Source organism: Aliisedimentitalea sp. MJ-SS2 (genome assembly GCF_032586155.1).
Classification (GTDB): Bacteria; Pseudomonadota; Alphaproteobacteria; order Rhodobacterales; family Rhodobacteraceae; genus JAWHTC01.
In genome coordinates this window covers 1,210,262-1,236,605 of the sequence record NZ_JAWHTC010000001.1, presented here as the reverse complement: position 1 = coordinate 1,236,605, position 26,344 = coordinate 1,210,262, and the positions used below count along the sequence as shown (strand labels likewise).

The following is a 26,344-nucleotide window of genomic DNA, read 5'->3' as shown; positions in this document are numbered from 1 at the left end:
TTTCACAGGTTTTTCAGAATATCCGCCGCGATTTCGAAGCTTTTCAACCGCGCCGCATGATCGTGGATTTGTCCGGTCAGGATCAACTCGTCCGGTTGGTAGCGTTCGATCATTGCCGCGAGCTGCGCGCGTACCGTGTCCGGCGCCCCAACCGCGGCGACACGCAACTGAGAATCGGCGGTTTGCACGACCTGCGGCGTCGCGACCGTTGCAATGTCATCAACGGGCGCTGGAAGCGGGCCCGGGCGTCCGGTTCGCAGGTTGATGAAGCCCAAGAGCTGCGAGGACCGCAGCCGGTGGGCGTCGACATCCGTGTCGGCGGCAAAGACGTTGACCGCCAGCATGAAACACGGCGCCTTGGTCAGGCCGGGTTGGAACCTCTCGCGATAGGTCTGGATGGCCGGTTCCAACGCGTCGGGTGCAAAATGCGAGGCAAAGGCGTAGGGCAGGCCAAGATGGGCCGCCAGTTGCGCCCCAAAGAGCGATGAGCCCAGAATCCAGACCGGCACCTTGGTACCTTCGCCGGGAATGGCGCGCACCGGTTGGTCGGCAACCGAGGGGCTGAGATAGCCCAGAAGTTCGACCACCTCGTCCGGGAAATTGTCCTCCATCCGACCACGGCGCAGGGCATGGGCGGTTCGCGCATCGGTTCCCGGTGCGCGGCCTAGACCCAGATCGATCCGATCACCGTAAAGCGTGGACAGGGTGCCGAACTGTTCGGCAATCACCAGCGGCGCATGGTTGGGCAACATTACCCCGCCGGAGCCGACCCGTATCGTTTCGGTTTGACTGGCCACATGCGCGATCAACACTGCGGTTGCGGATGATGCAATACCGGGCATGTTGTGATGCTCAGCCAGCCAGTAGCGCTTGTACCCCCAGGCTTCGGCGTGTCGCGCCAGCTCACCGGTTCGCCACAGCGCGTCACTTGCACTGCCCCCTTCGGGAATGGGCGAAAGATCAAGAATGGAATAAGGGATCATGGGGCACCTGTGCAGGCTCAAAGGGAGAAAACGGGGCTCGCTTCTATAAGAAGTCGGTTCTTCGCGGGTGTCGAGGTGCAATATTTTCTGTAGCTGTGGCGTGCACTTCGCGTTAAAGGGGAGCAAAGTGGTGCGTGAGCGCGTGATCGGAAACACAATTGGGGGTGGACATGCTTGACGATCAATCGATTGGTATTCTCGAATGCGCAAAGGGCGAATACGATGCCGACCTGTTGACTCAGTTCATCGAGCAGGGCGGCGTGGATGGTATCCGCCTGGTCGTGCTTCGGGATTTTGCCGATCTCGACGATTGTCGCAAGCTGGAACAACGTTTCAACCAGATCATTGCCGCAGATGGCAGTGACCGCGGCGAAGATGGTCTGGTGCGCAACCAGCAGATCGGGTCCACCCAGTTCCAGCGCAACGGCGAAGAGTATGTCCGCGAAACCGTCAAGCACATGGAACATGTGATCGACCTGTACTCGGTTCTGGCCGCCAAGACCGTGCAGAACCTGTTTTTCGACGACGCGCTCGAGCGGGCGTTCCTAAAACGCGGCAAGCTTTACCGCCAGGCCCGCCACCTAGGGGGGCAGGGCAACTTTGCCACCACCCGGAAATGGCTCGACAATGGGGCGATGACGCTGCACCCCCATGATGACAGTGCCCAGGTGGCCCAGGCCGCCGAAGACGGGTTCGAGATCGGTGCAGGCAAACACACGGTCGCCGTCAATCTGTGCATCGCCGACGATGCTGAAGGCAGCGCAACGGTGATGTGGAACCATCGCCCCGATGACGCGGTACGCGCCAAGTTGGGGCTGGAAAAAACCGGTTACCCTTATCCGATCGACTATGCTGACCAGTTCGAAAAAGTCCGCGTCAAGATTCGGCGCGGCGATCTTTATTTCATGAACGCTTCCTACCTGCACGGGGTCGAGAACAGTCCGACCAACTATCGCATCACCGCCGGACGCTTCATCACCTGCGTCGATCACAAGGTTCTAACCTGGACGTAAAGACCTAGCGTGATGCGCGGGCGATCTTTTCGAGCGTGGCAAGCATGTCGTCGAGATTGGCGCAGGGCGCGGCGCCAAGGATCCGGATATCATTGCTGACATCCGTTGGTAAATCGGAATTGGAACTGTCCGAGATTTGATTAAGCTTGCCTCCGATCATGACCGGCATGTCACGATTGCGGTGGTTCAACGCGTCCACTACGGCCTGGGTATAGCGCAAGGCGATGCCGTTATAGGTGCTGATCGCAAGAATATCGGCATTCTCGGCGCAGGCTCGTGCCACCAGGGTTTCCGCATCAAGCGATACACCGGCGTCGACAACATCGGCCCCAAGTCCTTCCAACGTTCTGCCGACAAGATAGGCTCCATGCTCGTGTACGTCCGTGGTCCCAAGTACAATCTTCAGGCCCGAGAAGCTACTCGCGTTCCACGTGGCGTCTCGCAGCCAGGCATCGGCCATCCCGTTGAGCGCCTCGGCCCAATCTGCAGGGATCAGCGGCTGCCTGCCGGGTCCGATTAGCCGACCTTGCCCCCAAAGCGCCTCCATTCGTTTAGCACCAAGCCGTCTCAAGGCCAGCATCAGCGCGGCCGGGTCAGCCGTATCAACCCCACGCTGGGCCAGACCTGTCAAGGCTGCGCGGGCAAAGCGCTGGCCGCCGTCAATCAACGCTTGGGCTGCCTGTTCGATGATGTCACGATTCATCAAGTCGACATGGTCCACGGCATGTTCTGCAAGACGCGCGGCAAAGATCTGCGCGTCGAGGATCTCGTCAACATCGGGAATACGAAGGTTTTCGGTGACGGGCACCGGATTGATGGCATGGCCGGTCGGGGCGCGCATCAGCGCCGCGATATCGGACAGCAGATAGCTGGCAAGGCTGGCATAATTCGCAGCTGGTGCGCCACGGTAAGCAACTGTATTGCCGAAAAGCATTGTTCCGGGTGTTTCCACTTTCTGCGCCAGTGCGGCGTGGAAAGCGGTCCGTGTCAGCGGAGATGAAAAATGGTGACCAAAGCAGAACGAAGCGCGCGCGCCGATCAGGTCTTCGATGATGTGCTTTTCGATCAGCATCATTCCAAATGCGCTTGTCATGTCGACAAACAGCCCGGCAAAACCGTCATCCAGATTGGAGTGCACCAGAATTTCGGCCTCCTGTGCTGCGATCAGGCCCAGTGCGGTGACCGTAGCCTCGGTGGTAGCGACATCATCATCCCAATAGGGCAGGCGAAAGGTGAAATACTGACCCAGATTGCCGATCGCCGTGGCCCCGGCAACAATGGCGGCGCGGACATTGTGCAGCGCACCGGGCAGGCCGAGCATGAAATCCCCGAAATGGGCCGCGGCGGGGCTGGCATTCGTGATCTTGAGAAAATCCTCGGGACCGCTCAGCACGATGCCGGTGCCACGATTTGCGCGGTCACGCTGCTCTGGCGGGTATCCCATCGACCAGTCGAGGGTAATACCGAACCGATCGATCCGGGCGTCATGCTTTCGGACCGCTTCGTGCAGATGCTCGATGGCGCCGATCGTGCGATCGAGGCTGCGGAAGCCAATATGGGCGTGCTGCATGATCCGACCCTTTGCCGCCTCTCGCCGCTTGTACTCGGCCTCAGAGGCGACGTTCTGACTGTCCAGAAACAGGCTCCGCCCCATCGGCCAATCCCCGGCCATGCGCCGTCCAGTCGCCAAAAGATCGGCACCGGGCTGCATGTCGGGGGCGGTTAAAACGAGGTCTGGCTTCATCTGGAAGCTCTCCACGTTGGTTGCAAGGGTTCGGACAAACCTAACAGTTTGCGCGAGGCCGGCAACGCGTGTCATTGATTGACCCATGCACAGGTCGGGTATGAACGGAGGGCAGGGCCATGAAACTGGGAGTCATCGGTGTCGGGCATCTTGCCGGTTCGATCCTCAGGGGGCTGTCGAAGGCCGGTATCACCCCTTCAGATATTCACCTTTCGCCGCGTGGTCACGGACCTGACCTGGCCCAGCGGTATGATTTCGTGCTGACGCCTGACAACCGCACACTGGTTGATCAGTGCGATATCGTGTTGCTTGCGGTGCGTCCTGCCGATGCCGGCGCAGCTGTGCGCGGCCTTCCCTGGCGAGCAGGGCAGGTGCTGGTCTCAGCCTGCGCAGGCGTAACACTCAAGCAACTGGCAGCTGAAGCCGCCCCGGCAGCTGTTGTGCGGATCATGCCGCTGACCGCCTCCGAACTGGGCGCCAGCCCGACGGTTGTCTTTCCGATGCGACCCGAGCTGCGACCACTTCTTGATGCCATTGGCAGTACCATCGCGCTGCAATCGGAAGACCAGTTCGAAACCGCAACGGTCAGCGCCGCCATCTACGGGTGGGCGCAGGCCCTGATCCGCACCGGGGTCGATTGGAGCGCCAATCATGGTCTTGACCCGGCGCTGGCCCGGCAGCTGGTGGCCCGGACCTTTGTTGCGGCAGGGCGGATGCAAAGCGAACATGAGGCGTCAATGGATGAGATCCTGACCAGCCTCTGCACTCCCGGCGGCATCACCGAAGCGGGTTTGAATCATCTGGAATCGCAGGACATGCCCGAAGCTTGGCAAGACGCCTGCGACATTGTGCTGAAAAAGCTCCGCGGAGAAACCTGACGGCGCCGAAGCGCAGCTAGCGGAACAGGCGCGTCAACACCACATGACCGATCCCCACCGCCACGATCTGCATCACAATGAACATCGGCGCGTGCCCAGGATAGATACCGGCAAACGTGTCGGAAAAGCCGCGGGCGATGGTGACCGCCGGATTGGCGAAGCTGGTGGATGACGTGAACCAGTAGGCCCCGGTGATATAGAGCCCGACCAGCGTCGGCACGGTGTCTGGTTTGTGACGCACCCCGCCAAAGATCACGAACAGCAGGCCGAAAGTGGCGATTACCTCGGAAAACCACTGTGCAGTGCCGGTACGGTGCATCGTGGTGGATGTCTGCAGGATCGAAAGATCGAACATGATATGGGCAGCCCAGACGCCGATGATACCCCCGACAATCTGAACTGCGATGTAAGGCAACACGTCCTTCCAGGCATGTTCGCCGCGCAAGGCAAAGGCTAGGGTAACGGCGGGATTGAAATGTGCCCCCGAGATCGGCCCCATGGTGGTGATGATGGCATAGAGCATCGCACCGGTGGCAATCGCATTGGCCAGAAGCGCAAGCGCGACATTCCCGTCCGACAAGGTCTCGGCCATGATGCCCGATCCGACCACGCCGATCAGCAGGAAAGCGGTGCCGATGAACTCGGCCATCAATTTCTGTGTCATGGAAGCGTCCCGATCCTGTCCAGCGCGGTTTTCATCGCGTCAGCTTTCATATCCTCAAGTGGCAGGTCAAGCAAAGCCTGCGCCCGGCGGTCCAGAATATCATAGGCCGTCTGGAAGGCGTCTTGCCAATCTGTCTCGTCAGCGACGGCGGGATCATCCACGCCCCAGTGGGCACGCAGCGGTTTGCCGGGCGTGGTGCTGGGCCAGATTGGGCAAACCTCGCCTGCTGCACTGGCACAGACAGTGATCACGATGTCGAGCTCAGGCGCCCCTGGGGCGGCGAATTCGTCCCAGCTCTTCGACCGGGCGCCGCTCAGATCATAGCCCTTGCCACCCAGGAGTTTCAAAGATTGCGGGTGAACCGCGCCGGTCGGATTGGAGCCGGCCGAAAAAGCGGTGATACGACCTTTTTCCAGCCGGTTGAGCAAAGCTTCGAGAAGGATCGACCGGGCCGAGTTGCCGGTACAGAGAACAAGGATTTTCATGGCGCCCGTTTAGATAGGATATGTAACAACCTGATGACGGCTCACTCCTGATACCACCAGACATCGGGCATGAACCATGGGCCATCCCCGTTGATTGGAATGCGCTCAGGGTAGTGCAGCTGCTTGGAGTGGGCGATCCGGCGCATGCCGTAACTATAGGTCGGGATTACATAGCGACCAGCGATCAGGACCCGGTCCAGAGCGCGCACCGCCGCAGTAAACTGGTCAATATCTTCGGTGGCCAGCATGTGATCGATCATGGCTTCGGCCGCAGGCACGTTCATGCCCATCAGGTTCCGGGAGCCCGGGGTTTCAACACCTTTGGCGCCCCAATAAAGCTTCTGTTCATTGCCGGGGGACAGGGTAAACCCGCGGCGAATATCAGTCATGTCGAAATCATAGGTCTCGAGCCGTTTGAAGTACTGCGCGTTGTCCACGGTTTCGATCTGCGCGTTGATCCCGATCCGCGACAGCGCCTGAATGAAGATGTTGATAAAGGCCTGTTTCTCGCGCGCGCCCTGGCGCAACAGGACCTTGAATGCAAACGGAACGCCATCGGCGTTCTTCATCACGCCGTCCTTGGCGCTCCAACCAGCTTCGGCCAAAAGCTTGACCGCCTGGCGCAGGTTCTTGCGGTTGCGCTCGGTGCCGTTCGATACAGGCAGATCGTAGCCTTCAAGAACACCGGGCAACAACTCATCAGCAAAGGGGGCGAGCAGCTCACGTACACGCCCCTCGGCCCGGCCCGGACGCATCCCCAGGTCGCTACCGGAAAAGTACGATGTGATCCGGGCTTGCCGCCCGCCGGTGATGGTGTCGTTCATGTATTCAAAATTGAACGCCAGGATCAGCGCCTGCCGCACCCGCCAATCGTCAAACGGTGCGCGGCGGGTATTCATCACGAAGCCGGTGATGCCCGACGGTTTTCCATCGGGGATTTCGGATTTGATGACCTCGCCCGAGGCTACGGCTGGAAAGTCGTATTGCGTGGCCCATTTCTCGGCGTTGAACTCGCGCAGGACCGTCAGTTCTCCGGCTTTGAAACCTTCGAAAAGCACCGCGTCGTCGCCATAGAATTCGATCCTGATCTCATCGAGATTGGCCCGGCCACGCATCAACGGCAGATCGCGGCCCCAATACTCGGGGTTGCGTTTCATGCGGACGTATTTTCCGGGTTCAAAGCCATCGATCACGTAAGGTCCGGTACCGATCGGAGCCTCGAAGCCAGAGGCGGTGAAATCGCGTCCCTGCCATTGTGATTTCTTCAGGATCGGCCGCATGCCTGCAACTAGGGCCAGTTCCCGGTTGGCTGTATGGAAACTGATCCGAAGGCTGCGCGGGCCGGTGGCCTCGATCCGTTCGACCCCCTCCCAGAACCCACGCTGATAGCGGGGGTGGCCTTCCGTGCCGAGGGTCTCGTAGGACCAGATCACATCGTCGAGCGTCACCGGGCTGCCATCCGAGAATCGGGCCTCTTCACGCAGGGTGAACTCGACCCATTCACGGTTCGGGCCGGTCTCCACCGATTCGGCGAGTAGGCCGTAAAGCGCGAATGCCTCGTCATGGTTGCGGCCCATCAGGCTCTCGTAGCCAAGAAAGCGCAGTTGCCAGGGCACGGTGCCCTTCAGGATGAAGGGATTGAGCGAATCGAACCCCCCGGTATTACCGACAGTGATTCGCCCGCCCTTGGGGGCCTCGGGATTTGCATAGGGCAGCGACACAAAATCCTGTGGTAGGGCCGGGGCACCATACATAGATAACCCGTAAGACGGCTCGGCCTCGGCCGGAAGCGGCGGGTTTGCAACCTGCAAGAGCAGGCCAAAAAGCGCCAATCCGGCCAAGCGCGGCTGGAAAAAAACTGGTTTCATTTTCGCAACAATCCTGCGCTGCCCTTGTTTTATTAACGATCAGGCTAACTGGGGATTCACGTATTATCAAACTTTTAGCTTGGACCTGAGCCGCGAATTGCTTATAAAGGTGTCACTGCTCGATAGGTTTCTTGCCTGTATGAAACCTGCCTCAATAACTTAACCCCGGCTTCGTGCCGGGGTTTTTTTTGACCTGTTGAGCGGTGAGCTCTCGTCTTGATGGTGTAACCCTCGTAAAGTTGCTGCAACGCAGTATCACAAGGGGAATCAGCTCATGTCGCTCACCGGAAAAACCGCCATCGTCACCGGATCCAACTCGGGTATCGGGTTGGGGGTCGCACGTGAGCTGGCCCGCGCCGGGGCAGATGTGGTTCTGAACTCGTTTACCGATTCGCCAGAGGATCATGCTCTGGCCGCCGAAGTGGGCCAGGAGTTTGGAACGAACGTCCGCTATATCCAGGCCGACATGTCCAATCCCGAAGATTGCCGGGCATTGATCCAGCAGGCCGGAGCCTGCGATATCCTGGTCAACAACGCCGGCATTCAGCACGTCGCGCCGATTGATGAATTCCCGACCGAGAAATGGGATGCGATCATCGCCATCAACCTCAGCTCGGCCTTTCACACTACCGCTGCAGCCCTGCCGATGATGCGCAAGGCCGGCTGGGGCAGGGTGGTCAACATCGCCTCGGCCCACGGGCTAACGGCGTCGCCGTACAAGTCAGCCTATATTGCGGCCAAGCACGGGGTTGTCGGGCTTTCCAAGACCACAGCGCTCGAAACTGCGCGCGAACCGATTACCTGCAACGCGATCTGCCCGGGTTACGTGCTGACCCCGCTGGTCGAGGCGCAGATTCCGGATCAAATGGCAGCCCACAACATGGACCGCGACACAGTGGTGCGCGAAGTGATGCTGGAACGCCAGCCGTCACGCCAGTTTGCGACCGTCGAGGAAATCGGCGGCACCACGGTGTTCCTGTGCTCGGACGCGGCGGCGCAGATCACCGGCACAACAATTTCCGTGGATGGGGGTTGGACTGCGTTATAACGGGCGAACAGGCGTCGCGATCCCCGCAAGTCAGGGCGTGAAGAGCTATTCGGCGCTGTTTTCGATAGCGCCGTTTTCAACCGGCTGGCTCGGGTCTTTCTTGTTCGGATAAACCAGCCCGGCCGAGATCACCAGCTTGGCGCTGTCCTCGACGCTCATGTCCAGTTCGATCACCGAGTGACGCGGCACGAACAGCAGGAACCCCGAGGTCGGGTTCGGCGTGGTCGGCAGGAAAACCGAGATGATATCTTCGTCCACCGGAATGCGGCTTGCCACTTCGCCCTTGGCCTTGGTCGAGATGAAGGCAATCGCCCAGATCCCCTTGCGCGGATATTCTACCAGGCAGGCTTTGTCGAACTTGGCCTCGCTCGAAGTGGCAAAGACCGTCTCGGCAATCTGCTTGATGCCGTTATAGAGCGAACGGACCACCGGCATGCGATCGACCATGCCTTCACCCCAGGCCAGGAACGAGCGGCCGACCAGTCCTTTGGTGATCCAGCCGACCAGAACGGTAAAGATCAGGAACAGCACGACGCCAACGCCGCGCACGTTGATCCGTACTTCTTCGCCCCCGGTGAGCCAGATGTACCAGCCCTGATCGCCGAACCAGTGTTTCAAAAGGGCATCAGGGTGGTAGGACCCCGGAACGAAAGGCAGCACCCAGCTGTCGATCCAGCCAACAAAGGTCCAGATCATCCACATGGTGATCGCCACCGGAACCACGACCACCAACCCGGCAAGAAAATTGTTCCGAAGCCCGGCAAACGGGCGCCAGCGTTTCTTGTGCGGATGATGATCGTCGTCGAAGGGCGTGGTCATGCGCGGTCTGAACTCGTATCTCGTTGACCGTCACATAGTGTCAATTCTTGGCCGCGGCAATGGGGGCCGCGGTTGCAGACGCGTAATTTGGTCGTGATGGGCTGCGCTCAGCCTTAGTCGCCATCCTGACCCGCAGCACCAGGTGTCCATTCGCCGTCTTTCACTTCGGGGCGATGCACCAGCATGCTCCAACCCCAAGTACAGGACATTTTGGGGTGCACGTAAAGCGATCCACCAACCCCCTGCGCCAGACTGTTATTCTGAAACACGAGGTGCAACGTGTTGGTGACCTTGCCACCTTCATCGTCGACGGTGTCACTGTTCCAAAGGATCAGGTCGCCCTCGGCGATCTCACCGGTGAAGCTACACATCGAGGCCGGATCACAGGCCGCGCCTGAGACCACTTCCATTGAGATCACGCCACCCGATTGCGCAATCTCCATCAGACCGGCCATGGCAAATCCAGGCCCGCTGCCCGGACAGCCGCCGGTATGATTGCTGGTGGCGAACTCCCAAACACCGTTGAGGTCGATATTGGCCGCATCCGCCCGGTCGCCCAATTCCGGTGGAACCAGCGGCACCAAGGGGATTTCCTGCGCGGCAGCTGGTGTGGCCACCATTACGGCCAGAGAAAGCAGGACATTACGAAACATGACTGCACCTCCTGTTTCATCTCAACTCAGAGATAAGCACGCACGGTCGCGCATGCAGGAGGCAGGTTGCCGCATGAGCGGGAGTTGACCGATCAGTCGGTAAGCACCGCCAGCGCACAGGCGATCCGGGCTGCCAGCCGGGCATTGTTGCGCACCAGCGCGACATTGGCGGCAAGTGAACGACCCTCGGTCAGCTCGAAAATCCGGCCCAGAATGAAGGGTGTCACCGCCTTACCCTGAATGCCCTGCGCATCCGCCTCGTCAATCGCCCGGACGATGATCGGGTCCATTTCGCTCTGCGGGATTTCATCCGCCTTGGGCACCGGGTTGGCAATCAGCTGCCCGCCGGGAAGGCCAAGCGCAGCTCGCATCTTGTGGGCGCAGGCGATTTGTGCGGCGTCATCCATGCGCAGGGGCGCGGGCAGGCGGGAAGAGGCGGACCAAAAGGCCGGCAGGCTGTCCTGCCCGTAGGCAATCACCGGCACACCAAGGGTTTCCAGCACTTCCAGCGTCTTTGGAACGTCGAGAATGGCCTTGGCCCCGGCGGCCACCACCGTAACCGGGGTCTGCGCCAACTCATAAAGATCGGCCGATATGTCAAAACTGTTCTCGGCCCCACGATGTACACCGCCGATGCCGCCGGTGGCAAAAACCTCGATCCCGGCTAGACGGGCGGCGATCATCGTGGCGGCCACGGTGGTCGCACCGGTGCCGCCGCCCGCAAGGCAGGCTGCCATGTCGGCGCGGGACAGCTTGGCAACGCCCTTGGCCTGGGCCAGTTGGTTTAGCTGCTCGGATTCCAGCCCCACATGCAGGCAGCCATCGATCACCGCCGTCGTGGCAGGCACAGCGTCATTGGCACGTACATCGGCCTCGACCAGTCGCGCGGTTTCGGCATTCTGCGGCCAGGGCATACCATGGGTGATGATGGTCGATTCCAACGCCACAATTGGCATTCCATTGGCGCGCGCCGCGGAAACCTCGGCAGAATAGCGAATTTCGATCATTTTGCTGTTTCCCCTGACACGTAGCGTGCTGCCGCTGCCAATGCGGCCTCCAATGCATCCACACCCTGCAATCCGTCGGTCTCGGCAGCGATATGGGCGGCCATGAACGTATCGCCCGCGCCGGTGATCCGGGTTACGTTTACCTCCGGTGGAACCTTTTCGTGAACCCCATTGAACGAGCCTTCCGCGGCAGCACGGTTGCCATCAGTCACCAGAACCCGCTGGGCACCGCGCTCGATCAGTTGTTCAGCGGCCTCTGCTGCGGTCTTGAAGCTGGTATCGCATATCAGTCCGGCCTCCTCGCAATTGACGTACAGCACAGCACGGCCATGAGCCAGGAACGGCAACAGCCGCTCGGCCTTGCCGGGCGAGGCGGGCGCGACACGCAAATCTGCTTTTGAAAAAGAAGGGCTAACGGCAATATCTTGAAGCAACTCCACCGTCAGGTTGCCATCCAGCGCAACCGCGCCCTCATAAGGGGCGGCCTCGGACCCGAGCCGCCCATCAAAAAGCGGCGTCAGGATCCGATCGCCCGCCTGTTCGAGTGAATGCGCATCGGCTATCGCCGCGATCAGCCCGTTTGCCCCTTCCACGGCCATGTAACGGTCAGTCGGCAGATCCTCGGCGTGATAGAGATAACGCGTTTCCAGGCCGATGGCCCCGCAGGCTTGGATTAGCTCTTCGCCCTCTGCATCGCGCCCCACTGCACTCAACAGCGCCGGGCGCAATCCGAACCCCGTGAGGGTCATGGCGATATTCAATGCCACCCCGCCGGGCAGCCGCTCGATCCGCCCCGGCACGTCAGAACCGACCTGCATGCGCTTGGGGGCGCGGCCAATCACATCCCACAGGACCGAACCGATACAGAGAATGTCGTGCTGGTGTCTCATGACGCCTAACTGCCTGTCCCGAACCAGCGCGGCAAGAGTTTATTGCGGCACCGCAAAGGTCAGCGAGGCCCACAGGCTTTCCCAGACATGTGCCTGTCCTTCGGCCTCACGAAGGACGACTGCATCCAGCAGGTAACTCTTGCCCGGCAACAGCGGCACGTGAACCCGGCCAGTGATATCGGTTCGGAGTAGGAATTTCTGTGTTGTATCGCCCTTCCATTTCTCGAACACGGTAATCGTTGTGTCAGGTAAAGGCTCTCCGAGATATCGCAACTCGACTTGCAGCCCGGTCTGGTGCGGCACGATATAGGGGTTGTCCAGCGCAACAAGTTCGATCTCCATGCCGGAATAGGCATCGTTTCCCGTGCCGTCGCCGACAGCGACAAGAGCCTTGCAGAACCGGCGAAAACTTTCCGTAAAACCGGTTTCGGGCAGGCCGCGCGCGGTATGTCGGTCAATTGCCCACGCGTTTCCCTTTTCCTCGGCAAACGTCTTGAACTTGTCCCAATCCGTGTAGGTCAACGAACTGGGCGCGGCTTCGTAGATCAGCCGATGCAACCCGTCATCGCCCGGCGTCATGTGAATCGCGGGCCTGTCACCGGGCCCGCTGTCGAATGGTCCGGCGTTGGTTTCACCCTCCCAACCCGAGCGGACAATACGCGGTGGGAACCAAGCCATTTCGACGCCTTGAAAGTTTTGCCCGTTAAAAACCCCGGCTTCGATTTTTTCGCCCTTGGCGACTTGATGTTTACGGGCTTCTATCCAAAACTCGTGCGTCAAGCCCGCGCGCGGGAAAAGAAATAGGAGCAGGGCCAGAATGATAAGAATGCGCGGCTTCATTACCCAAGTGGGCCCGATCATGGCGCTGCTGGCAAGCGTTTTCCTGTTGACTGTCCCGACGCCAACCCGCGCGCATGAAGTATTCCCGGGGCTCGCCACAGTCGAAGCCCGGGCAGGGGAGCTGCATGTCGCTTTCGAGGTGACGGTCGAGGCGCTGATGGCCGGGATCGACCTTTCCGAATTCGAAGACACCAACGCTGCCCCCCAGGCCGCCGATTACGAAGCGCTGCGCGCGTTGCCGCCTGCCGAGTTGAACACGCGCATTGCGAATTTTGCCCCATATTTCCTTGGACACCTCTTGATTGCGGTCGACTATGTGCCCTTGGAGCTAGGCTATGACGGTGCCGAGATACGCGATCCCAACGATCCCGAGTTGGCCCGTCTGACCGTGCTGAGGTTCAGCGCCCCTCTGCCCGAGGGTGCGCGCATCATGTCGCTCGGGTGGACACGCAATTTCGGCGCGCTGATCCTGCGCCAAAAGGGCGATGTGCCCAACTCATTCAGCGCCACGCTGTCCGGAGGCGATATGAGCCCTGATTTTGCCCTTGCCGGCGGCAGCGCGCAAACCGGCTGGCAGGTCTTCGGCAGCTACGTTCCCATCGGGTTTGATCACATCCTGCCCAAAGGGATGGACCATATATTATTTGTCCTCGGCCTGTTCCTTCTTGCCGCGCGCCTGCGCCCGCTGCTGTGGCAGGTTACTGCTTTCACCGCTGCGCACACGGTGACGCTGGCGCTTGGTGCGCTTGGCTGGGTTGTGGTGCCGGGCAGCATTGTCGAGCCGCTGATCGCCGCTTCGATCTGCTATGTTGCCATCGAGAATGTTTTCACCGACCGCTTGAACCGGTGGCGGCCGCTTGTGGTCTTCGGTTTCGGACTGTTGCACGGGCTGGGTTTCGCCAGCGTGCTGGAGGAATTCGGCTTGCCCGAGGCGCATTTCATCCCCGCGCTCCTGGGCTTCAATGTCGGGGTGGAGTTCGGACAGCTGACGGTGATCGCCATTGCCTTCCTGCTAGTGGGCTTCTGGTTTCGGAATCGAATTTGGTATCGCAACCGGATCACCGTTCCAGCCTCATTGCTGATTGCCGCCATTGGAGCCTATTGGGTGGTCGAGCGCACGCTTTTGTAATCCGAAGAGAGGCATTGCGTGCATGTCGCCCAACGACACGATCATTGGCTTGTGCGAATGCCACGTCACAACTGCAAGGGGTCCGGTGAAGTACGGTCAGCCGTAGATGGAAGTAAGAGCCTTTTCTTCGACCCACCCGCTTTTGCACGTGCCTTCATAAGGGCGCGCGGACGTGACCATGATGCCGATACTGCAGGATTCATCCTGCCCGTCGATCACGCCTTCCCACCCATTTTGATGGTTGCATCCCGCAACGACATGGCCAGCCTTCAACGTTGCGATAACAGGATATTCCACCCCCGGTCCGGAACGAAGAGTCGCTCCACCTGCGTTGACCTGAAACCCGATACTGCAGGTGCCGTGTTCCGTGTCAGGGTGTAACATGATGGGAACCTCCGGGCGCTTTTGCGCCGCTGCTTGCGATACCATGCAGCCGCTAATCAGCATAATCGTCGCTGTCGCAATCAAAAGTCGTTTCATACCTGGGTCCTCCCTTGCTAGGGAAAGCCTAAGCGACAGAAGCTGAACAACGCAATGTCCGGATTGGGACGCGTTTGCGTGCGGTCCCGGTGTTGCCAAGTAGAATAACGGCAATCGCATTTCAAAACATGTGTACCGGGAAAGAGCAGGGGGGTTGCCAACCCTGCAAAACCCCTCTATACGCGCGCCATTCAATCCGCAGGTATGGGCGGGCTGATGGGGGAGACATCCCCATTTGGTCCACCGGTTGAAGCATCCGCTTCTCATCCCGTACCGAGGCGAAAACCGGAAAAGGAAAACGGACATGGCTCTTCCCGAGTTCACCATGCGCCAGCTCTTGGAAGCAGGCGTTCACTTTGGCCACCAGACGCAGCGTTGGAACCCCCGCATGGGCGAGTTCATCTATGGCGCGCGCAACGGCATTCACATTCTCGACCTGACCCAGACGGTGCCGATGCTCGACGCCGCGCTGAACGTCATCCGCGAAACCGTCGCCAAAGGCGGCCGGGTTCTGTTCGTCGGGACCAAGCGTCAGGCCGCCGGCCCGATCGCGGACGCTGCCGAGAAATCGGCACAATACTTTATGAACCACCGCTGGCTGGGTGGCACGCTGACCAACTGGCAGACCGTGTCGCAGTCGATCAACCGTCTGAAGTCGATTGACGAGCAGATGGAAGGTGGCGCCGAAGGCCTGACCAAGAAAGAGCGTCTGGGCATGGAGCGTGACCAGACCAAACTGCAGGCCTCGCTTGGCGGGATCCGCGAAATGGGCGGTGTTCCGGACCTTCTCTTCGTCATCGACGTCAAGAAAGAAGCCCTGGCCGTGGCCGAGGCCAACAAGCTGGGTATCCCGGTTGTCGCCGTTGTCGACACCAACTGCCCGCCGGAAGGCATCGACTATATCATCCCCGGCAACGACGACGCGGCGCGCGCCATCGCGCTTTACTGTGATCTGGCCGCGCGTGCCTGCCTTGACGGCATGACTGCCCAGATGGGCGCCGCCGGCATCGACCTGGGCGCCATGGAAGAGGCTCCCGTCGAAGAAGCCGTTGCCGCGGAAGCCCCGGCAGAAGCTCCGGCCGAGGAAGCGACAGCAGAAGCTCCGGCCGAAAGCTGATCTCCGTTACGCTCATGATTTGCGGGCGCGTCACATATGCGCCCGCACACTGCTTTCAAATTCGTTAAAGGAGAGCCAAAATGGCGATCACAGCAGCAATGGTTAAAGAACTGCGCGACAGCACCGGCGCAGGCATGATGGACGCGAAAAAAGCGCTGACCGAGGTCGACGGTGACATGGAAGCCGCGGTTGACTGGCTGCGCACCAAGGGACTGGGCAAGGCCGCCAAGAAGGCTGGCCGCACCGCCGCCGAAGGTCTGGTGGGCGTGTCAGTCGAAGGCGGCAAGGGCGTTGCCATCGAGTTGAACTCGGAAACCGACTTCGTGGCCAAGAACGAGCAATTCCAGGACCTGGTGGGTGGTATCGCCAAAACCGCCCTGGGTGTCGACGACATCGAAGCCCTGAAAGTGGCCGATCTGGGCGGCAAACCGGTGGAAACCGCCGTAACCGACGCCATCGCCACCATCGGCGAGAACATGACCCTGCGCCGCATGGCCAGCATCGCCGGTGACAAGGTTGCCGCCTACGTGCACAACGCCGCAGCCCCCGGAATGGGCAAAATCGGTGTTCTGGTCGCATACAAGGGTGATGACGAAGGCTTTGCCCGTCAGGTCGCCATGCACGTCGCCGCTGCCGACCCGCGCCCGCAGGCCCTGAACGAGGCCGAGCTTGACCCGGCGATCGTCGAAAAGGAAAAGCAAGTCCAGATGGACATCGCACGTGAGTCGGGCAAGCCCGAGCAGGTGATCGAGAAGATGATCGTGGGCCGGATGAAGAAATTCCTGGCCGAGATCACGCTGGAAAACCAGAGCTTCGTGGTCAACCCCGATCTGACCGTGGCCGCTGCCGCCAAGGAAGCTGGCGTCGAAATCACCAGCTTCATCCGTATCGCCGTGGGCGAAGGGATTGAGAAAAAACAGGAAGATTTCGCGGCCGAGGTGGCCAAGGCCGCCCAGGGTTGAGTTGAAGCGCCACTTCAAATGGTGCCTGTAATCCACTGATTAATAATAAAAACGGCGTCGGATCTCTCCGACGCCGTTTAATTTTGAGCCCGCCCGGCAAATGGGGATGAGAGGGCGGTCCAAATGTCGCTGATCCTGGGGTCGAAATAAACCTTCAGACCAGCTCCGGATTAACCGGGCAGAACGTCGAGCCTTGCAATCTCAAGGGGTTCGTCCTGCATGTTCCCAGGCTTTAAGCCACCACTCACGGAACAATGCAAATCTGCCATTTGTAACTATCGTCCGAAAGTAAGGGAATCCTTACCTTTTGGAAAAAATCGGCGTCAAATCGCGGCAACCCATTGAAAACACGTGGTCCCAGTGGCCTTCACAAGCGCGTGTATTCCGCGCCGAATAGGGATGACACAACGATGCGCGGGTGTGGAGTTCAGTATTCGACGACGAACATCTGGTTCTGTAATGCCGCTTTGAGTACCGCCTGGGCGGTCGTTTCAACGCTGAGAACCTCACGTGCGAGGCGTAGGTGTTTTTCCACGGTTGCCGGGGTGAGCCCCATTAGGATTGCGATATCCGCCGTGGTTTTGCCATCGCCAACCCAGTGAAGCGCCTCGAGCTGGCGTTTGGTCAGGCCACGTGTCGGGCCGATATAGGGCAGGGAGAGAATCTTGAGATGCGCCACGTTGTTCATAAGGATGATTTCAGCCCCATGCCGGGCCCAGACCTCATCGGCGTCTTCCTGGTTCATATGCGCGGCACCGGTCAGCGCGATTGCGCCTTTGGACCGCGGCGAGATCGATTTGAAGCTGATAGTGTAACCACTGGTAACATTCATTTTATCATTGAACTCAATGACTTGTAGCTCTTTGTCGCTCAGCGTTTTGTTCGACAGCTTTTCACGCATGATGCCCCAACTGGCGCTGCCTTCATTTTCAAGAGACCACTTCACCATCGGCGCGTGATAGTACATCTGTTCGCCCAAAAACCAGTCGGTGTATTCCTTGTCGTGGTTGGTCAGGATCACGAAGTCTTCCGGATCGCCCAGGGACTTTCCAATGCGGTAATTCGTGTAACCATATAGCAGGCGGTCAAATCCAAACTCGGCCATCTTACGGCAATGCAAATCCCACAACGCCTCCATTGAGGGTGCGTTCGCGATCTTGTCTAGATGGCTGACTAGGTCCATTACTACTTCTCCCCAATTCCACAACGCACACCGAACCGGTGCGGGATACTCGAACACGTTGTGAAATTAATTTTGCCTGATGACGCGACCAATGCATCTATAAAGGTTAATGTAATGATGCATTCGAGGTTTTGTCGAGCAAAAGCCAAGCGCTTGAGTGAATTAATGATATTTCTTGAGTATGTCTTTTCCACCTAAGGGCTTGGTTTTGCGGAATTTGATAACTTACCATAATACCAATTATGCGCTAACGGCGTTGAGCAAAACGGGGTGCCGCAGCGGCACCCCGCTTCCGGACAGGATCAAAAGAATGCCTGCAACCCGGTTTGGGCACGGCCAAGGATCAGTGCATGAACATCATGCGTGCCCTCGTACGTGTTCACCGTTTCCAGGTTCAGCATGTGGCGGATCACGCCGAACTCAAGGCTGATACCGTTGCCGCCATGCATGTCGCGGGCCAGACGCGCGATGTCGAGCGCCTTACCGCAGTTGTTGCGCTTGACTATCGAGATCATTTCCGGCGCGGCATTGGCCTCGTCCATCAGGCGGCCAACGCGCAAGGACGCCTGAAGCCCCAGCGTGATCTCGGTCTGCATCTCAGCCAGTTTGCGCTGAAACAACTGTGTCTGCGCCAGCGGGCGTTTGAACTGATGTCGGTCTAGCCCGTACTGCCGCGCCGCGTGCCAGCAGGCCTCAGCCGCACCCATCGCACCCCAGCTGATGCCATAGCGTGCCCGGTTGAGGCAACCGAACGGACCTTTGAGCCCTTCGACGTGCGGCAGCAAGGCGCCCTCGCCCACTTCGACGCCATCCATGACGATCTCGCCGGTGATAGAAGCGCGCAGGCTGAACTTGTTCTCGATCTTTGGCGCGCTCAAACCTTTCATGCCTTTGTCGAGAACGAAGCCACGGATCTTGCCACCATGGGCTTCGGACTTGGCCCAGACCACGAAGACATCGGCGATCGGAGCGTTGGAAATCCACATCTTCGAGCCAGTAAGACGATAGCCACCCTCGGTTTTCTCGGCACGGGTTTTCATCCCGGCCGGGTCCGAACCCGCATCGGGTTCTGTCAGGCCAAAACAGCCGATCCACTCTCCGCTGGACAGCTTGGGAAGGTACTTTTTCCGCTGTTCTTCAGAACCATAGGCATAGATCGGATACATAACCAGTGAGGATTGCACGCTCATCATCGAGCGATACCCGCTGTCCACACGTTCGACTTCACGCGCAACCAGACCGTAGGTCACGTACCCTGCCCCAAGACCACCATACTCCTCTGGCGTGGTGGTGCCCAGTAGACCCATCTCACCCATTTCGCGGAAAATCTCCGGGTCGGTTTCCTCGTTGGCGAATGCGTTGGTGACACGCGATTGCAGCTTTTCCTGTGCGTAAGAGCGCGCACTGTCGCGGATCATGCGCTCTTCTTCGGTCAGTTGGTCGTCGAAACGCAGCGGATCATCCCAGGCAAATGTGCCCAGGTCGGGGGCGTCTTTGGCGCGGAGGGTGGGTTTGTCGGTCATGTCAGGCCTTTCCAGCGTGCGTTGTTTCAGGGTTTGTCCGTGTTTATCTTGAGTGAAATGCATGATAAAGCGACAAATATGCATAATATCATGAGGTAATGGAATACATGGTAACTCCACGACGGTTCTTGCCCTCTGTCCCTTCCCTGCAAGCTCTGGAAGCCGTCGCACGGCTGGGAAGTGCGACCGCAGCAGCGGAAGAACTGTCGCTGACCCAAGGCGCGGTCTCGCGGCAGTTGAAGTCGCTCGAGGACCAGTTGGGGGCTGTGCTGTTCAACCGGACCGGCAAGCGGTTGGTGCTGACCCAGGCGGGTGAGGCCTATGTCACGGAGATCCGCGCGGCGTTGCATCAAATCGCCCAAGCCTCTTTAAAACTGCAAACCAACCCGGGCGGCGGCGCGGTCAACTTGGCGATATTGCCAACATTCGGCATGCGCTGGCTGGTGCCGCGCTTGCCGCAGTTTGCCAGCGCCCATCCAGACGTGACCATCAATATGGCGACCCGGATGGAACCTTTCAATTTCGCTACGCAACCCTTTGATGCGGCAATAACTTTCGGCAACGGAGACTGGCCCGATTGTCAGAAACTTTGGCTTTCTACCGAGAATGTCATTCCGGTCGCCCTGCCTGATCTGCTGTGCGATCATCCGGTGACTTCGGGCCATGATCTGCTCAAACTGCCGCTGCTGCATATTCAACACCGGCCGCGGGCCTGGCAGAAGTGGTTTGCCGTCAACGGCGTTGAAACCGGTCCCCTGCCCGGCATGACCTATGACCAGTTCCCGACCATCGTGCAAGCGGCGCTGCACGGGCTGGGCGTGGCGTTGTTGCCGGATTTTCTGGTGGCGCAGGAACTGGCTGAGGGGCGGCTGGAAATCGCGCTCGATGGCCCGGAACAAAGCCTAGGCGATTACTGGCTGGTTTGGCCGGACACACGCCGGAACGACCCGGCGCTGAGCGCTTTTCGCGATTGGCTCGCCGAAATCGTCGGCGATGAAGACCTGCTGCCGCGCTGAGATCCGGGGTTTATTGCGTTTCGGTGATCCGGCAAGACCCCGGTCGGCCCAGTGTCACCGCATAAGGCCCCGACCCGGCATGGTGCATCACCCGCACCGCAAGGATACAGCGACCGGGCGCCAGCTCGGCCGATATCCGGAACGGCCCGGTATCGACCCCGTTGCGCATTAGTACCGCGCCATCCGAGGCACGGATCAGGTCGGCAACAAGGTTCAACCCTTCCCGCGATGCCGCGTGCAGAGTGCCACCGGGAAAATCGAAGGCATAGAAATCATAATCCGACTGTGCCATCTGCGCCTTGATTTCGCAGTTATAGGGCACAAAAGCGGCCGACATATTCTGCCCGCCTGCATCGGCGATCTTACTGCCCGGCGCGGCAAGTGGCTTACCGTGATAGTCGGATGCCGTGCCGCTGTCCGGCTGCGTCGTTGGCGTTCCCGTGGCAGGAACCGTGGTGTCTTGGCCGCCTTTGATCCAGGTTTTCACCGAGATCGTCCCGGAACAGGCCCCCCAGGCGCATTTCACCATGAAGCCATAGTCGCATCCGGTGTCCCGTGCCGGAGCGGAGTCCGTGAAGGTTGGTTCTTCCTTCAACGGTCCGAAATGATAACTGCTGGCGTGGTCTGGGTCAGCTAGTTTGCAGCGGTTGAACACGATCACTGCACGACCGGTGCCATTGGCGTTGTATCGCAACCTGCCGCTTTTCCCCTTGGGCATGAAGATTTCGAAGCGCAGCGCTTCGTTCTTGCCCATTGCGAAGTCTTTGCTGATGGTTTCGGCAGTGCCCGGCATTGCCAGCGCAAGACACAAACCTGCCCCCAGGATTGCGGTTTTCCGAGAATGACGACGTAACATGCCCTTCCCTCAAGTTCATGTGTGTGACGCGGGAATTATCGCAAGTGTCGTCGGCTGGCGCCTTGCGGCAGGTCAACAACCGGCCCCTAACCCAAGGCGTATCCAGTGCCACGCACGGTGCGCAGTGGGTCGGAGCCCCCACCCTTGGTCAGCGCCTTGCGGAGACGTCCCACATGCACATCAACCGTGCGGGTGTCAACATAGATGTCGCGGCCCCAGACCCGGTCAAGCAACTGCTCGCGGGTAAACACCCGGCCCGGTTTTTCCATGAAGGTCGCGAGCAGTCGGAACTCGGTCGGGCCGAGTTTCACCTCATCCTCTCCACGTGTCACCCGGTGGGTTTCTGCATCCAGCACAATGTCGTCATAGCTGAGACGCTCTCCCACGGTTGCCGGACGCACCCGTCGCAACGCTGCGCGCACCCGCGCCATCAGTTCGGCCACGGAATAAGGTTTCACCACATAATCGTCGGCACCGGTTTCCAGCCCGCGCACCTTGTCGACCTCTTCACTGCGGGCCGAGATCATAATCACCGGGACGTTTCTTGTGTCGTTGCGGGTCTTGATTTGGCGGCAGACCTCGATCCCGGACACGTTGGGCAGCATCCAGTCGAGAAGCACCACGTCAGGCGGGGTTTCATCAAGCATCAGCAACGCCTCTTCCCCGTCACAGGCGCGCAGGACTTCGAATCCTTCGGCTTCGAGGTTGTAGGCCAGGACCTCGCGTTGGGCGGGTTCGTCCTCGACCAGAAGCACGCAGGGTTTGCTGCTCGACATCGGGCTTATACCTGCCCCAGCTTGGCGTCGGTCGAGGTCTTGTCTTTCTTCTTGCGTTCCTCGTCCGGCATTTCGCCGGTGACGAGATAGACCACCTGCTCGGCAATGGCCGTCACGTGGTCGCCCATACGTTCGGTGTTCTTGGCGATGAAGTGCAGGTGCATGCAGGCGGTGATGGAGCGCGGGTCTTCCATCATGAAGGTCAGGAACTCGCGGAACAGCGCATTGTAAAGCTGATCGACATCGCGGTCGCGGCGGATCACGTCGCGGGCCAGTTGGGCATCGCGCTGGATATAGGCGTCAAGCGCGTCCTTGAGCATCATTTGCACGTCGCGGGCCATGCGTTTCAACGATACGGTCGCGCCCTCGATCGGGGTCATTTGCACCAGAACGCCGGTCCGTTTGGCCATGTTCTTGGCATAGTCGCCGATCCGCTCGAGATTGCCGGAGATCTTCAGCACGCTGAGGACAAGGCGCAGGTCGATGGCCGTTGGCGCGCGCAGCGCAATGATGCGGGCGGCCTCTTCGTTGATCTGGTCTTCCAGCATGTCGATGGCGCGGTCCTGTTCGCGGACCTCTTCGGCGCGTTCCTGATCGCGGTCATCAAGGCTGTCGGCTGCGGACAGGATGGCCTGTTCGACCAGCCCGCCCATTTTCATGATCATAGCCTGGACGGTTTCAAGGTCGCGGTCAAAAGCCGAGGCGATGTGATGGGTTTCTTCGTTCATGGCTCTCTCCGGATCAGCCGATACGGCCGGTGATATAGGATTCTGTGCGCGGGTCGACCGGGTTGGTGAAAATCTGGCTGGTTTCGCCGAATTCGACGAGGTTTCCGAGGTGGAAGAAGGCGGTTTTCTGGCTGACACGGGCCGCCTGCTGCATCGAATGGGTAACGATCACGACCGAGTAGTTCTGGCGCAGCTCGTCGATCAGTTCCTCGACCTGTGCCGTGGCGATGGGATCGAGCGCCGAGCACGGCTCGTCCATCAACAGGACTTCGGGCTCGGTTGCCACGGCGCGGGCAATGCACAGGCGCTGTTGCTGGCCGCCGCTGAGGCCGGTGCCGGGTTCGTGCAGCCGGTCCTTGACTTCGTTCCAGATGGCGCCGCGGCGCAGGGATTTTTCGACGATTTCGTCAAGCTCGGCCTTGGTGCGGGCCAGCCCGTGGATCTTGGGGCCATAAGCGACGTTGTCATAGATCGACTTGGGAAACGGGTTGGGTTTCTGGAACACCATGCCCACCTTGGCGCGCAGCTGCACCGGGTCAACCGCCGCGTCATAGATGTCTTCGTCATCAAGCGTGATCTCACCTTCTACACGGCAGATCGGGATGGTGTCGTTCATCCGGTTCAGCACCCGAAGGAACGTCGACTTGCCGCAACCGGACGGGCCGATGAAGGCGGTTACCGTCTTGTCCTCGATGTCCACATCGACATCCTTGATGGCGTGATTGTCGCCATAGAAGACCTGGCATTGGCGAGCGCTCATCTTGGTGGTGGTCTGGGTCACGTCGGTCTCGTTTTTGGAAGTGTCGAACATATCTCTCTCCTTACCAGCGGCGCTCGAACCGACGGCGCAAGATGATGGCAATGATATTCATCAGGAACAGGAACACCAACAGCACGATGATCGCCCCCGACGCGCGTTCGAAAAAGGCGGGGTCACCGCGGGTGGTCCAGCTGTAGACTTGGACGGGCAGAGCGGCGGCAGGGTCGAACAGGCCCTCGGGCGGGGCACCGGGGTATTCGCGCACGAAGGCGACCATGCCGATCAGCAGGAGCGGCGCGGATTCACCAAGCGCCTGGCCCAGGCCGATGATCAGGCCGGTCAGAATGCCGGGGGTGGCCAAGGGCAGAACATGGTGGAATACGGTCTGCATTTTCGAGGCCCCTACCCCAAGTGCTGCTTCGCGGATCGACGGCGGTACGGCCTGAAGCGCGGCGCGGGCCGGAATGATGATCCGCGGCAAGGTCATCAGAGTCAGAACCAAGCCGCCGACGATGGGCGCCGACTGTGGCAATCCGGCAAAGTTGATGAAGACCGAGAGGCCCAGGATACCGAAGACGATCGACGGCACAGCGGCGAGGTTCGAGATGTTCACCTCGATCAGGTCGGTCAGGCGGTTCTTGGGCGCGAATTCTTCCAGATAGACCGCCGCCGCGACGCCAAGCGGCAGGGCCAGCACCAGCACCACCAGCATCATGTAGGCCGAGCCGAGGATGGCGACGCCCAGGCCCGCCGCCTCGGGGCGTTTGTCCGAGGCATCCGGCATGGTCAGGAAGCCCCAGTTGAACCCGGTTATCATGATCCCCGCGTCTTTCATTTCCTCTGCAAGGCGCAGTTGCTCGGGCGAGATGTTTCGGTCCAATTCGGCGCTGGCCATGGTGACGCGACCTTTGAAATAGCCGTCCACCCGGCCGGTGACCAGCAGCTTGAACGAAATGGTTTCACCGATTTGGTTGGGATTGGCGATGACATAGTTGCGGATCGTCGCCGGCGCCTCGGGCGAAATCATCTTGGCGATCGTCTTGGCTTTCATCCCTTGATCATCGAGGCCGTTTGTCTCGATGGCGCTGACCATTGCTTTCTGGATCAACGGTTTGTAGCCGAAGGTCGTGACCTTCTTGATCTTCTCGATGTCGCCGGTGCCCTTCTTGTCCAGTTTGGCCGGGTCAAGGAAGACATCCAGCGTCACATGGGTCTGGCGGAAGGACGACGCCCCGTTGGCGAGGATCGAGGCCAGCAGGCCCAAAAGCGCCAGAACGCCGATGGCGACCGCGAGCTTGCCATAAAGCTGGAACCGGGCCTCGGCGGCGCGGCGGCGTTGGGTGCGCGCATCCAGTTTCAGAAGGGAATGCGTCGGGCGCCCGGGAACGTCGGAATTGGTCGCGTCGGTCATTCATACTGCTCCCGGTATTTGCGCACGATGATCAGCGCCAGGACATTGAGGCACAGGGTGAAGAGAAAAAGCGTCAGGCCAAGTGCGAAGGCGACCAGCGTTTCCGGGCTGGCAAATTCGGTGTCGCCAGTCAGCTGACTGACGATCTTTACCGTCACGGTGGTCATGGCTTCCAGCGGGTTCAGCGACATCTTGGCCGCGGCCCCTGCCCCCATGACCACGATCATGGTTTCGCCGATGGCGCGACTCGCCGCCAACAGGATGGCGCCCACAACGCCGGGGAGCGCGGCCGGCAAGATCACCTGTTTCACGGTTTCGCTTTGCGTTGCGCCCAGCCCGTAGGAGCCGTCGCGCAGCGATTGCGGCACAGCGTTGATGATGTCATCGCTGAGCGAGCTGACAAAGGGAATGAGCATGATGCCCATGACAAGACCCGCCGTCAGAACCGAGGACGAGCTGTCACCAAGCCCGGTGGGCTGTGCAATCCAGTCGCGGATGAACGGGCCGATGGTGATCAGGGCGAACAGACCATAGACGATGGTGGGGATGCCGGCCAGAACCTCGATGGCGGGCTTGGCGATGGAACGGGTTTTCTTGCCTGCGTATTCCGCAAGGTAAATGGCGATCATCAACCCGATTGGCACCGACACGATCAGCGCCACGAGCGAGACGTAAAGCGTCCCCCACACCAGCGGGATAAAGCCGAGGTCAGAGCCGCCGGTAAATTGCGGGTTCCACGTGGTCGACAGGAAATAATCCTGCCATGGGTAAAGCTGGAAGAAGTTGTAGGTCTCGAACAGAAGCGACAGGACAATGCCGATGGTGGTCAGGATCGCCACCAGCGAAGCCCCGATCAAAAGCGTCAGAACGAAGGCTTCCGAGATGTTTCGGGCGCGCAGGTCCTTGTGGATGCGAGACAGCGAGACTGCCAGGAAACCCGCCGCAAGGACGATCACCACGACGCTCATCGCCATGGTGCCGGTCTGTTGCGACTGGCGATAGGCTTTGGCGGCGGTGAAAACGTCGCCATGCACCTCGCCGCCAAGAGCCACGCCGACGGCGCCCAGTCGCGCGCGCATATCGCCACCTTCGGCCGTCATGATTTCAAGTTGGTCTTCGTTTATGCCTTCGGCCTGCATCAGCCTATCGATGCCACCGGCGATACGGCGCACGTCGCTCATCACCAGAGAAAGCTCGCCGCTTTCGGGGATTGCGGTGTCCGGGATTTGAGAGGAGACCGCATTTTCAATGATGATGGGCTGCAGGAACAGCCAGACCAGCATGACCAGCAGGGCGGGAACGGAGGTGAACAGAAAAACAAGCTGGCCGTAATAGCCGGTGCGCGAGTGCAGGTTGCGGGCATCGCCGTCGGCGGCAGCGACGGCGCGCCTGCGCGCAAGGACATAGCCGATCAAGGCAAGTGCCAGAACGACCAGGGTGAGAATGCCTACGCTCATGTATGTGTGCCCCGCGGAAATAGTGCAGGCAGCACCGTGCGCGCTGCCTGCGAG

The 26,344-nt window shown here is 59.9% G+C and carries 26 protein-coding genes; 7 read left to right on the top strand and 19 right to left on the bottom strand.

Features of this window, described 5'->3' with window-relative positions; all coding sequences use genetic code 11:
• Positions 1-2: 2 nt before the first annotated feature.
• The gene (locus RXV86_RS06125; RefSeq protein WP_316298302.1) at positions 3-983 is read right to left on the bottom strand and encodes an LLM class flavin-dependent oxidoreductase; all 981 of its coding nucleotides are present in this window, start codon (positions 981-983) and stop codon (positions 3-5) included.
• Between the two features lie 170 nt (positions 984-1,153).
• On the opposite strand from RXV86_RS06125, the gene RXV86_RS06120 reads away from it, so the two are divergent.
• On the top strand, positions 1,154-1,996 hold the full coding sequence (locus RXV86_RS06120) for a hypothetical protein (RefSeq protein WP_316298300.1): 843 nt from the start codon (positions 1,154-1,156) through the stop codon (positions 1,994-1,996).
• Positions 1,997-2,000: 4 nt separating this feature from the next.
• Here RXV86_RS06120 and RXV86_RS06115 read toward each other — a convergent pair whose 3' ends face one another.
• Complete coding sequence (locus tag RXV86_RS06115; RefSeq protein WP_316298298.1) at positions 2,001-3,740, bottom strand: cobalamin-dependent protein; 1,740 nt, start codon at positions 3,738-3,740, stop codon at positions 2,001-2,003.
• Between the two features lie 119 nt (positions 3,741-3,859).
• Between RXV86_RS06115 and RXV86_RS06110 the strand changes: the two genes are divergently transcribed.
• Complete coding sequence (locus RXV86_RS06110) at positions 3,860-4,618, top strand: pyrroline-5-carboxylate reductase dimerization domain-containing protein (protein WP_316298297.1); 759 nt, start codon at positions 3,860-3,862, stop codon at positions 4,616-4,618.
• 16 nt (positions 4,619-4,634) lie between these two features.
• Here RXV86_RS06110 and RXV86_RS06105 read toward each other — a convergent pair whose 3' ends face one another.
• From RXV86_RS06105 to RXV86_RS06095, 3 genes are read right to left on the bottom strand one after another with little or no spacing between them, the layout of a single operon-like run.
• Positions 4,635-5,282: an MIP/aquaporin family protein gene (locus tag RXV86_RS06105; RefSeq protein ID WP_316298295.1), complete on the bottom strand. Its 648-nt coding sequence runs from the start codon at positions 5,280-5,282 to the stop codon at positions 4,635-4,637.
• The gene (locus tag RXV86_RS06100; RefSeq protein WP_316298293.1) at positions 5,279-5,767 is read right to left on the bottom strand and encodes an arsenate reductase ArsC; all 489 of its coding nucleotides are present in this window, start codon (positions 5,765-5,767) and stop codon (positions 5,279-5,281) included. Before RXV86_RS06100 ends, RXV86_RS06105 begins: the two co-directional genes overlap by 4 nt.
• Positions 5,768-5,808: 41 nt before the next feature.
• The gene (locus RXV86_RS06095) at positions 5,809-7,635 is read right to left on the bottom strand and encodes an extracellular solute-binding protein (RefSeq protein WP_316298292.1); all 1,827 of its coding nucleotides are present in this window, start codon (positions 7,633-7,635) and stop codon (positions 5,809-5,811) included.
• A gap of 274 nt (positions 7,636-7,909) precedes the next feature.
• Here RXV86_RS06095 and RXV86_RS06090 point away from each other — a divergent pair, with 274 nt between their 5' ends.
• Positions 7,910-8,683 (top strand): 3-hydroxybutyrate dehydrogenase, encoded by a 774-nt coding sequence (locus tag RXV86_RS06090; protein WP_316298290.1) that lies wholly within the window; start codon positions 7,910-7,912, stop codon positions 8,681-8,683.
• A 45-nt stretch (positions 8,684-8,728) separates the two neighbouring features.
• Here RXV86_RS06090 and RXV86_RS06085 read toward each other — a convergent pair whose 3' ends face one another.
• From RXV86_RS06085 to RXV86_RS06065, 5 genes are all read right to left on the bottom strand, one after another.
• Positions 8,729-9,502, bottom strand: a complete 774-nt coding sequence (locus RXV86_RS06085; protein WP_316298289.1) for a DUF502 domain-containing protein — start codon at positions 9,500-9,502, stop codon at positions 8,729-8,731.
• Positions 9,503-9,615: 113 nt separating this feature from the next.
• On the bottom strand, positions 9,616-10,155 hold the full coding sequence (locus RXV86_RS06080) for a hypothetical protein (protein ID WP_316298287.1): 540 nt from the start codon (positions 10,153-10,155) through the stop codon (positions 9,616-9,618).
• A gap of 92 nt (positions 10,156-10,247) precedes the next feature.
• On the bottom strand, positions 10,248-11,162 hold the full coding sequence (locus RXV86_RS06075; RefSeq protein WP_316298285.1) for a pseudouridine-5'-phosphate glycosidase: 915 nt from the start codon (positions 11,160-11,162) through the stop codon (positions 10,248-10,250).
• Positions 11,159-12,052: a PfkB family carbohydrate kinase gene (locus RXV86_RS06070; protein WP_316298283.1), complete on the bottom strand. Its 894-nt coding sequence runs from the start codon at positions 12,050-12,052 to the stop codon at positions 11,159-11,161. The genes RXV86_RS06075 and RXV86_RS06070 overlap by 4 nt, the downstream gene beginning before the upstream one ends.
• 39 nt (positions 12,053-12,091) lie before the next feature.
• Entirely contained in the window at positions 12,092-12,892 is an 801-nt protein-coding gene (locus RXV86_RS06065) for a DUF4198 domain-containing protein (RefSeq protein ID WP_316298281.1), read from the bottom strand.
• Between RXV86_RS06065 and RXV86_RS06060 the strand changes: the two genes are divergently transcribed.
• Complete coding sequence (locus RXV86_RS06060) at positions 12,870-14,021, top strand: HupE/UreJ family protein (protein ID WP_316298279.1); 1,152 nt, start codon at positions 12,870-12,872, stop codon at positions 14,019-14,021. The genes RXV86_RS06065 and RXV86_RS06060 overlap by 23 nt on opposite strands.
• A gap of 96 nt (positions 14,022-14,117) precedes the next feature.
• On the opposite strand, the gene RXV86_RS06055 is transcribed toward RXV86_RS06060, so the two are convergent.
• Positions 14,118-14,501: an SH3 domain-containing protein gene (locus RXV86_RS06055; RefSeq protein ID WP_316298277.1), complete on the bottom strand. Its 384-nt coding sequence runs from the start codon at positions 14,499-14,501 to the stop codon at positions 14,118-14,120.
• Positions 14,502-14,805: 304 nt separating this feature from the next.
• Here RXV86_RS06055 and rpsB point away from each other — a divergent pair, with 304 nt between their 5' ends.
• Both rpsB and tsf read left to right on the top strand, forming a co-directional pair.
• Positions 14,806-15,618, top strand: coding sequence for a 30S ribosomal protein S2 (gene rpsB / locus RXV86_RS06050; RefSeq protein ID WP_316298275.1), 813 nt, complete (start codon positions 14,806-14,808; stop codon positions 15,616-15,618).
• 80 nt (positions 15,619-15,698) lie between these two features.
• Positions 15,699-16,580 (top strand): translation elongation factor Ts, encoded by an 882-nt coding sequence (gene tsf, locus RXV86_RS06045; protein WP_316298272.1) that lies wholly within the window; start codon positions 15,699-15,701, stop codon positions 16,578-16,580.
• Between the two features lie 427 nt (positions 16,581-17,007).
• Here the strand turns inward: tsf and RXV86_RS06040 are convergent, their stop codons facing one another.
• Complete coding sequence (locus RXV86_RS06040; protein ID WP_316298270.1) at positions 17,008-17,763, bottom strand: LuxR family transcriptional regulator; 756 nt, start codon at positions 17,761-17,763, stop codon at positions 17,008-17,010.
• Positions 17,764-18,065: 302 nt separating this feature from the next.
• Positions 18,066-19,286 carry an acyl-CoA dehydrogenase gene (locus RXV86_RS06035; RefSeq protein ID WP_316298269.1) on the bottom strand — a complete coding sequence of 407 codons (1,221 nt, stop codon included), beginning with the start codon at positions 19,284-19,286 and terminating at the stop codon, positions 18,066-18,068.
• A gap of 107 nt (positions 19,287-19,393) precedes the next feature.
• Here RXV86_RS06035 and RXV86_RS06030 point away from each other — a divergent pair, with 107 nt between their 5' ends.
• Positions 19,394-20,302, top strand: a complete 909-nt coding sequence (locus tag RXV86_RS06030; RefSeq protein WP_316298467.1) for a LysR substrate-binding domain-containing protein — start codon at positions 19,394-19,396, stop codon at positions 20,300-20,302.
• Positions 20,303-20,312: 10 nt separating this feature from the next.
• On the opposite strand, the gene RXV86_RS06025 is transcribed toward RXV86_RS06030, so the two are convergent.
• From RXV86_RS06025 to pstC, 6 genes are all read right to left on the bottom strand, one after another.
• Positions 20,313-21,158: a hypothetical protein gene (locus tag RXV86_RS06025; protein ID WP_316298268.1), complete on the bottom strand. Its 846-nt coding sequence runs from the start codon at positions 21,156-21,158 to the stop codon at positions 20,313-20,315.
• An 86-nt stretch (positions 21,159-21,244) separates the two neighbouring features.
• Positions 21,245-21,934 carry a phosphate regulon transcriptional regulator PhoB gene (gene phoB / locus RXV86_RS06020; RefSeq protein ID WP_316298267.1) on the bottom strand — a complete coding sequence of 230 codons (690 nt, stop codon included), beginning with the start codon at positions 21,932-21,934 and terminating at the stop codon, positions 21,245-21,247.
• A gap of 5 nt (positions 21,935-21,939) precedes the next feature.
• Complete coding sequence (phoU, locus tag RXV86_RS06015) at positions 21,940-22,662, bottom strand: phosphate signaling complex protein PhoU (RefSeq protein ID WP_316298266.1); 723 nt, start codon at positions 22,660-22,662, stop codon at positions 21,940-21,942.
• 13 nt (positions 22,663-22,675) lie between these two features.
• Positions 22,676-23,473, bottom strand: a complete 798-nt coding sequence (gene pstB, locus RXV86_RS06010; protein WP_316298265.1) for a phosphate ABC transporter ATP-binding protein PstB — start codon at positions 23,471-23,473, stop codon at positions 22,676-22,678.
• Positions 23,474-23,483: 10 nt separating this feature from the next.
• Positions 23,484-24,833 carry a phosphate ABC transporter permease PstA gene (gene pstA / locus RXV86_RS06005; RefSeq protein WP_316298263.1) on the bottom strand — a complete coding sequence of 450 codons (1,350 nt, stop codon included), beginning with the start codon at positions 24,831-24,833 and terminating at the stop codon, positions 23,484-23,486.
• Positions 24,830-26,290, bottom strand: coding sequence for a phosphate ABC transporter permease subunit PstC (pstC, locus tag RXV86_RS06000; protein WP_316298262.1), 1,461 nt, complete (start codon positions 26,288-26,290; stop codon positions 24,830-24,832). Before pstC ends, pstA begins: the two co-directional genes overlap by 4 nt.
• Positions 26,291-26,344: the final 54 nt, after the last annotated feature.

Coding starts and splice junctions, on each gene's coding strand:
- RXV86_RS06025 (WP_316298268.1), bottom strand. CDS start 21,158: ATGTTACGTCGTCATTCTCGGAAAACCGCAATCCTGGGGGCAGGTTTG.
- RXV86_RS06070 (WP_316298283.1), bottom strand. CDS start 12,052: ATGAGACACCAGCACGACATTCTCTGTATCGGTTCGGTCCTGTGGGAT.
- RXV86_RS06100 (WP_316298293.1), bottom strand. CDS start 5,767: ATGAAAATCCTTGTTCTCTGTACCGGCAACTCGGCCCGGTCGATCCTT.
- rpsB (WP_316298275.1), top strand. CDS start 14,806: ATGGCTCTTCCCGAGTTCACCATGCGCCAGCTCTTGGAAGCAGGCGTT.
- RXV86_RS06115 (WP_316298298.1), bottom strand. CDS start 3,740: ATGAAGCCAGACCTCGTTTTAACCGCCCCCGACATGCAGCCCGGTGCC.
- pstC (WP_316298262.1), bottom strand. CDS start 26,290: ATGAGCGTAGGCATTCTCACCCTGGTCGTTCTGGCACTTGCCTTGATC.
- RXV86_RS06075 (WP_316298285.1), bottom strand. CDS start 11,162: ATGATCGAAATTCGCTATTCTGCCGAGGTTTCCGCGGCGCGCGCCAAT.
- pstA (WP_316298263.1), bottom strand. CDS start 24,833: ATGACCGACGCGACCAATTCCGACGTTCCCGGGCGCCCGACGCATTCC.
- pstB (WP_316298265.1), bottom strand. CDS start 23,473: ATGTTCGACACTTCCAAAAACGAGACCGACGTGACCCAGACCACCACC.
- RXV86_RS06065 (WP_316298281.1), bottom strand. CDS start 12,892: ATGAAGCCGCGCATTCTTATCATTCTGGCCCTGCTCCTATTTCTTTTC.
- RXV86_RS06120 (WP_316298300.1), top strand. CDS start 1,154: ATGCTTGACGATCAATCGATTGGTATTCTCGAATGCGCAAAGGGCGAA.
- RXV86_RS06095 (WP_316298292.1), bottom strand. CDS start 7,635: ATGAAACCAGTTTTTTTCCAGCCGCGCTTGGCCGGATTGGCGCTTTTT.
- phoB (WP_316298267.1), bottom strand. CDS start 21,934: ATGTCGAGCAGCAAACCCTGCGTGCTTCTGGTCGAGGACGAACCCGCC.
- RXV86_RS06035 (WP_316298269.1), bottom strand. CDS start 19,286: ATGACCGACAAACCCACCCTCCGCGCCAAAGACGCCCCCGACCTGGGC.
- RXV86_RS06110 (WP_316298297.1), top strand. CDS start 3,860: ATGAAACTGGGAGTCATCGGTGTCGGGCATCTTGCCGGTTCGATCCTC.
- RXV86_RS06060 (WP_316298279.1), top strand. CDS start 12,870: ATGATAAGAATGCGCGGCTTCATTACCCAAGTGGGCCCGATCATGGCG.
- phoU (WP_316298266.1), bottom strand. CDS start 22,662: ATGAACGAAGAAACCCATCACATCGCCTCGGCTTTTGACCGCGACCTT.
- RXV86_RS06125 (WP_316298302.1), bottom strand. CDS start 983: ATGATCCCTTATTCCATTCTTGATCTTTCGCCCATTCCCGAAGGGGGC.
- RXV86_RS06040 (WP_316298270.1), bottom strand. CDS start 17,763: ATGGACCTAGTCAGCCATCTAGACAAGATCGCGAACGCACCCTCAATG.
- RXV86_RS06085 (WP_316298289.1), bottom strand. CDS start 9,502: ATGACCACGCCCTTCGACGACGATCATCATCCGCACAAGAAACGCTGG.
- RXV86_RS06055 (WP_316298277.1), bottom strand. CDS start 14,501: ATGAAACGACTTTTGATTGCGACAGCGACGATTATGCTGATTAGCGGC.
- tsf (WP_316298272.1), top strand. CDS start 15,699: ATGGCGATCACAGCAGCAATGGTTAAAGAACTGCGCGACAGCACCGGC.
- RXV86_RS06080 (WP_316298287.1), bottom strand. CDS start 10,155: ATGTTTCGTAATGTCCTGCTTTCTCTGGCCGTAATGGTGGCCACACCA.
- RXV86_RS06090 (WP_316298290.1), top strand. CDS start 7,910: ATGTCGCTCACCGGAAAAACCGCCATCGTCACCGGATCCAACTCGGGT.
- RXV86_RS06030 (WP_316298467.1), top strand. CDS start 19,394: ATGGTAACTCCACGACGGTTCTTGCCCTCTGTCCCTTCCCTGCAAGCT.
- RXV86_RS06105 (WP_316298295.1), bottom strand. CDS start 5,282: ATGACACAGAAATTGATGGCCGAGTTCATCGGCACCGCTTTCCTGCTG.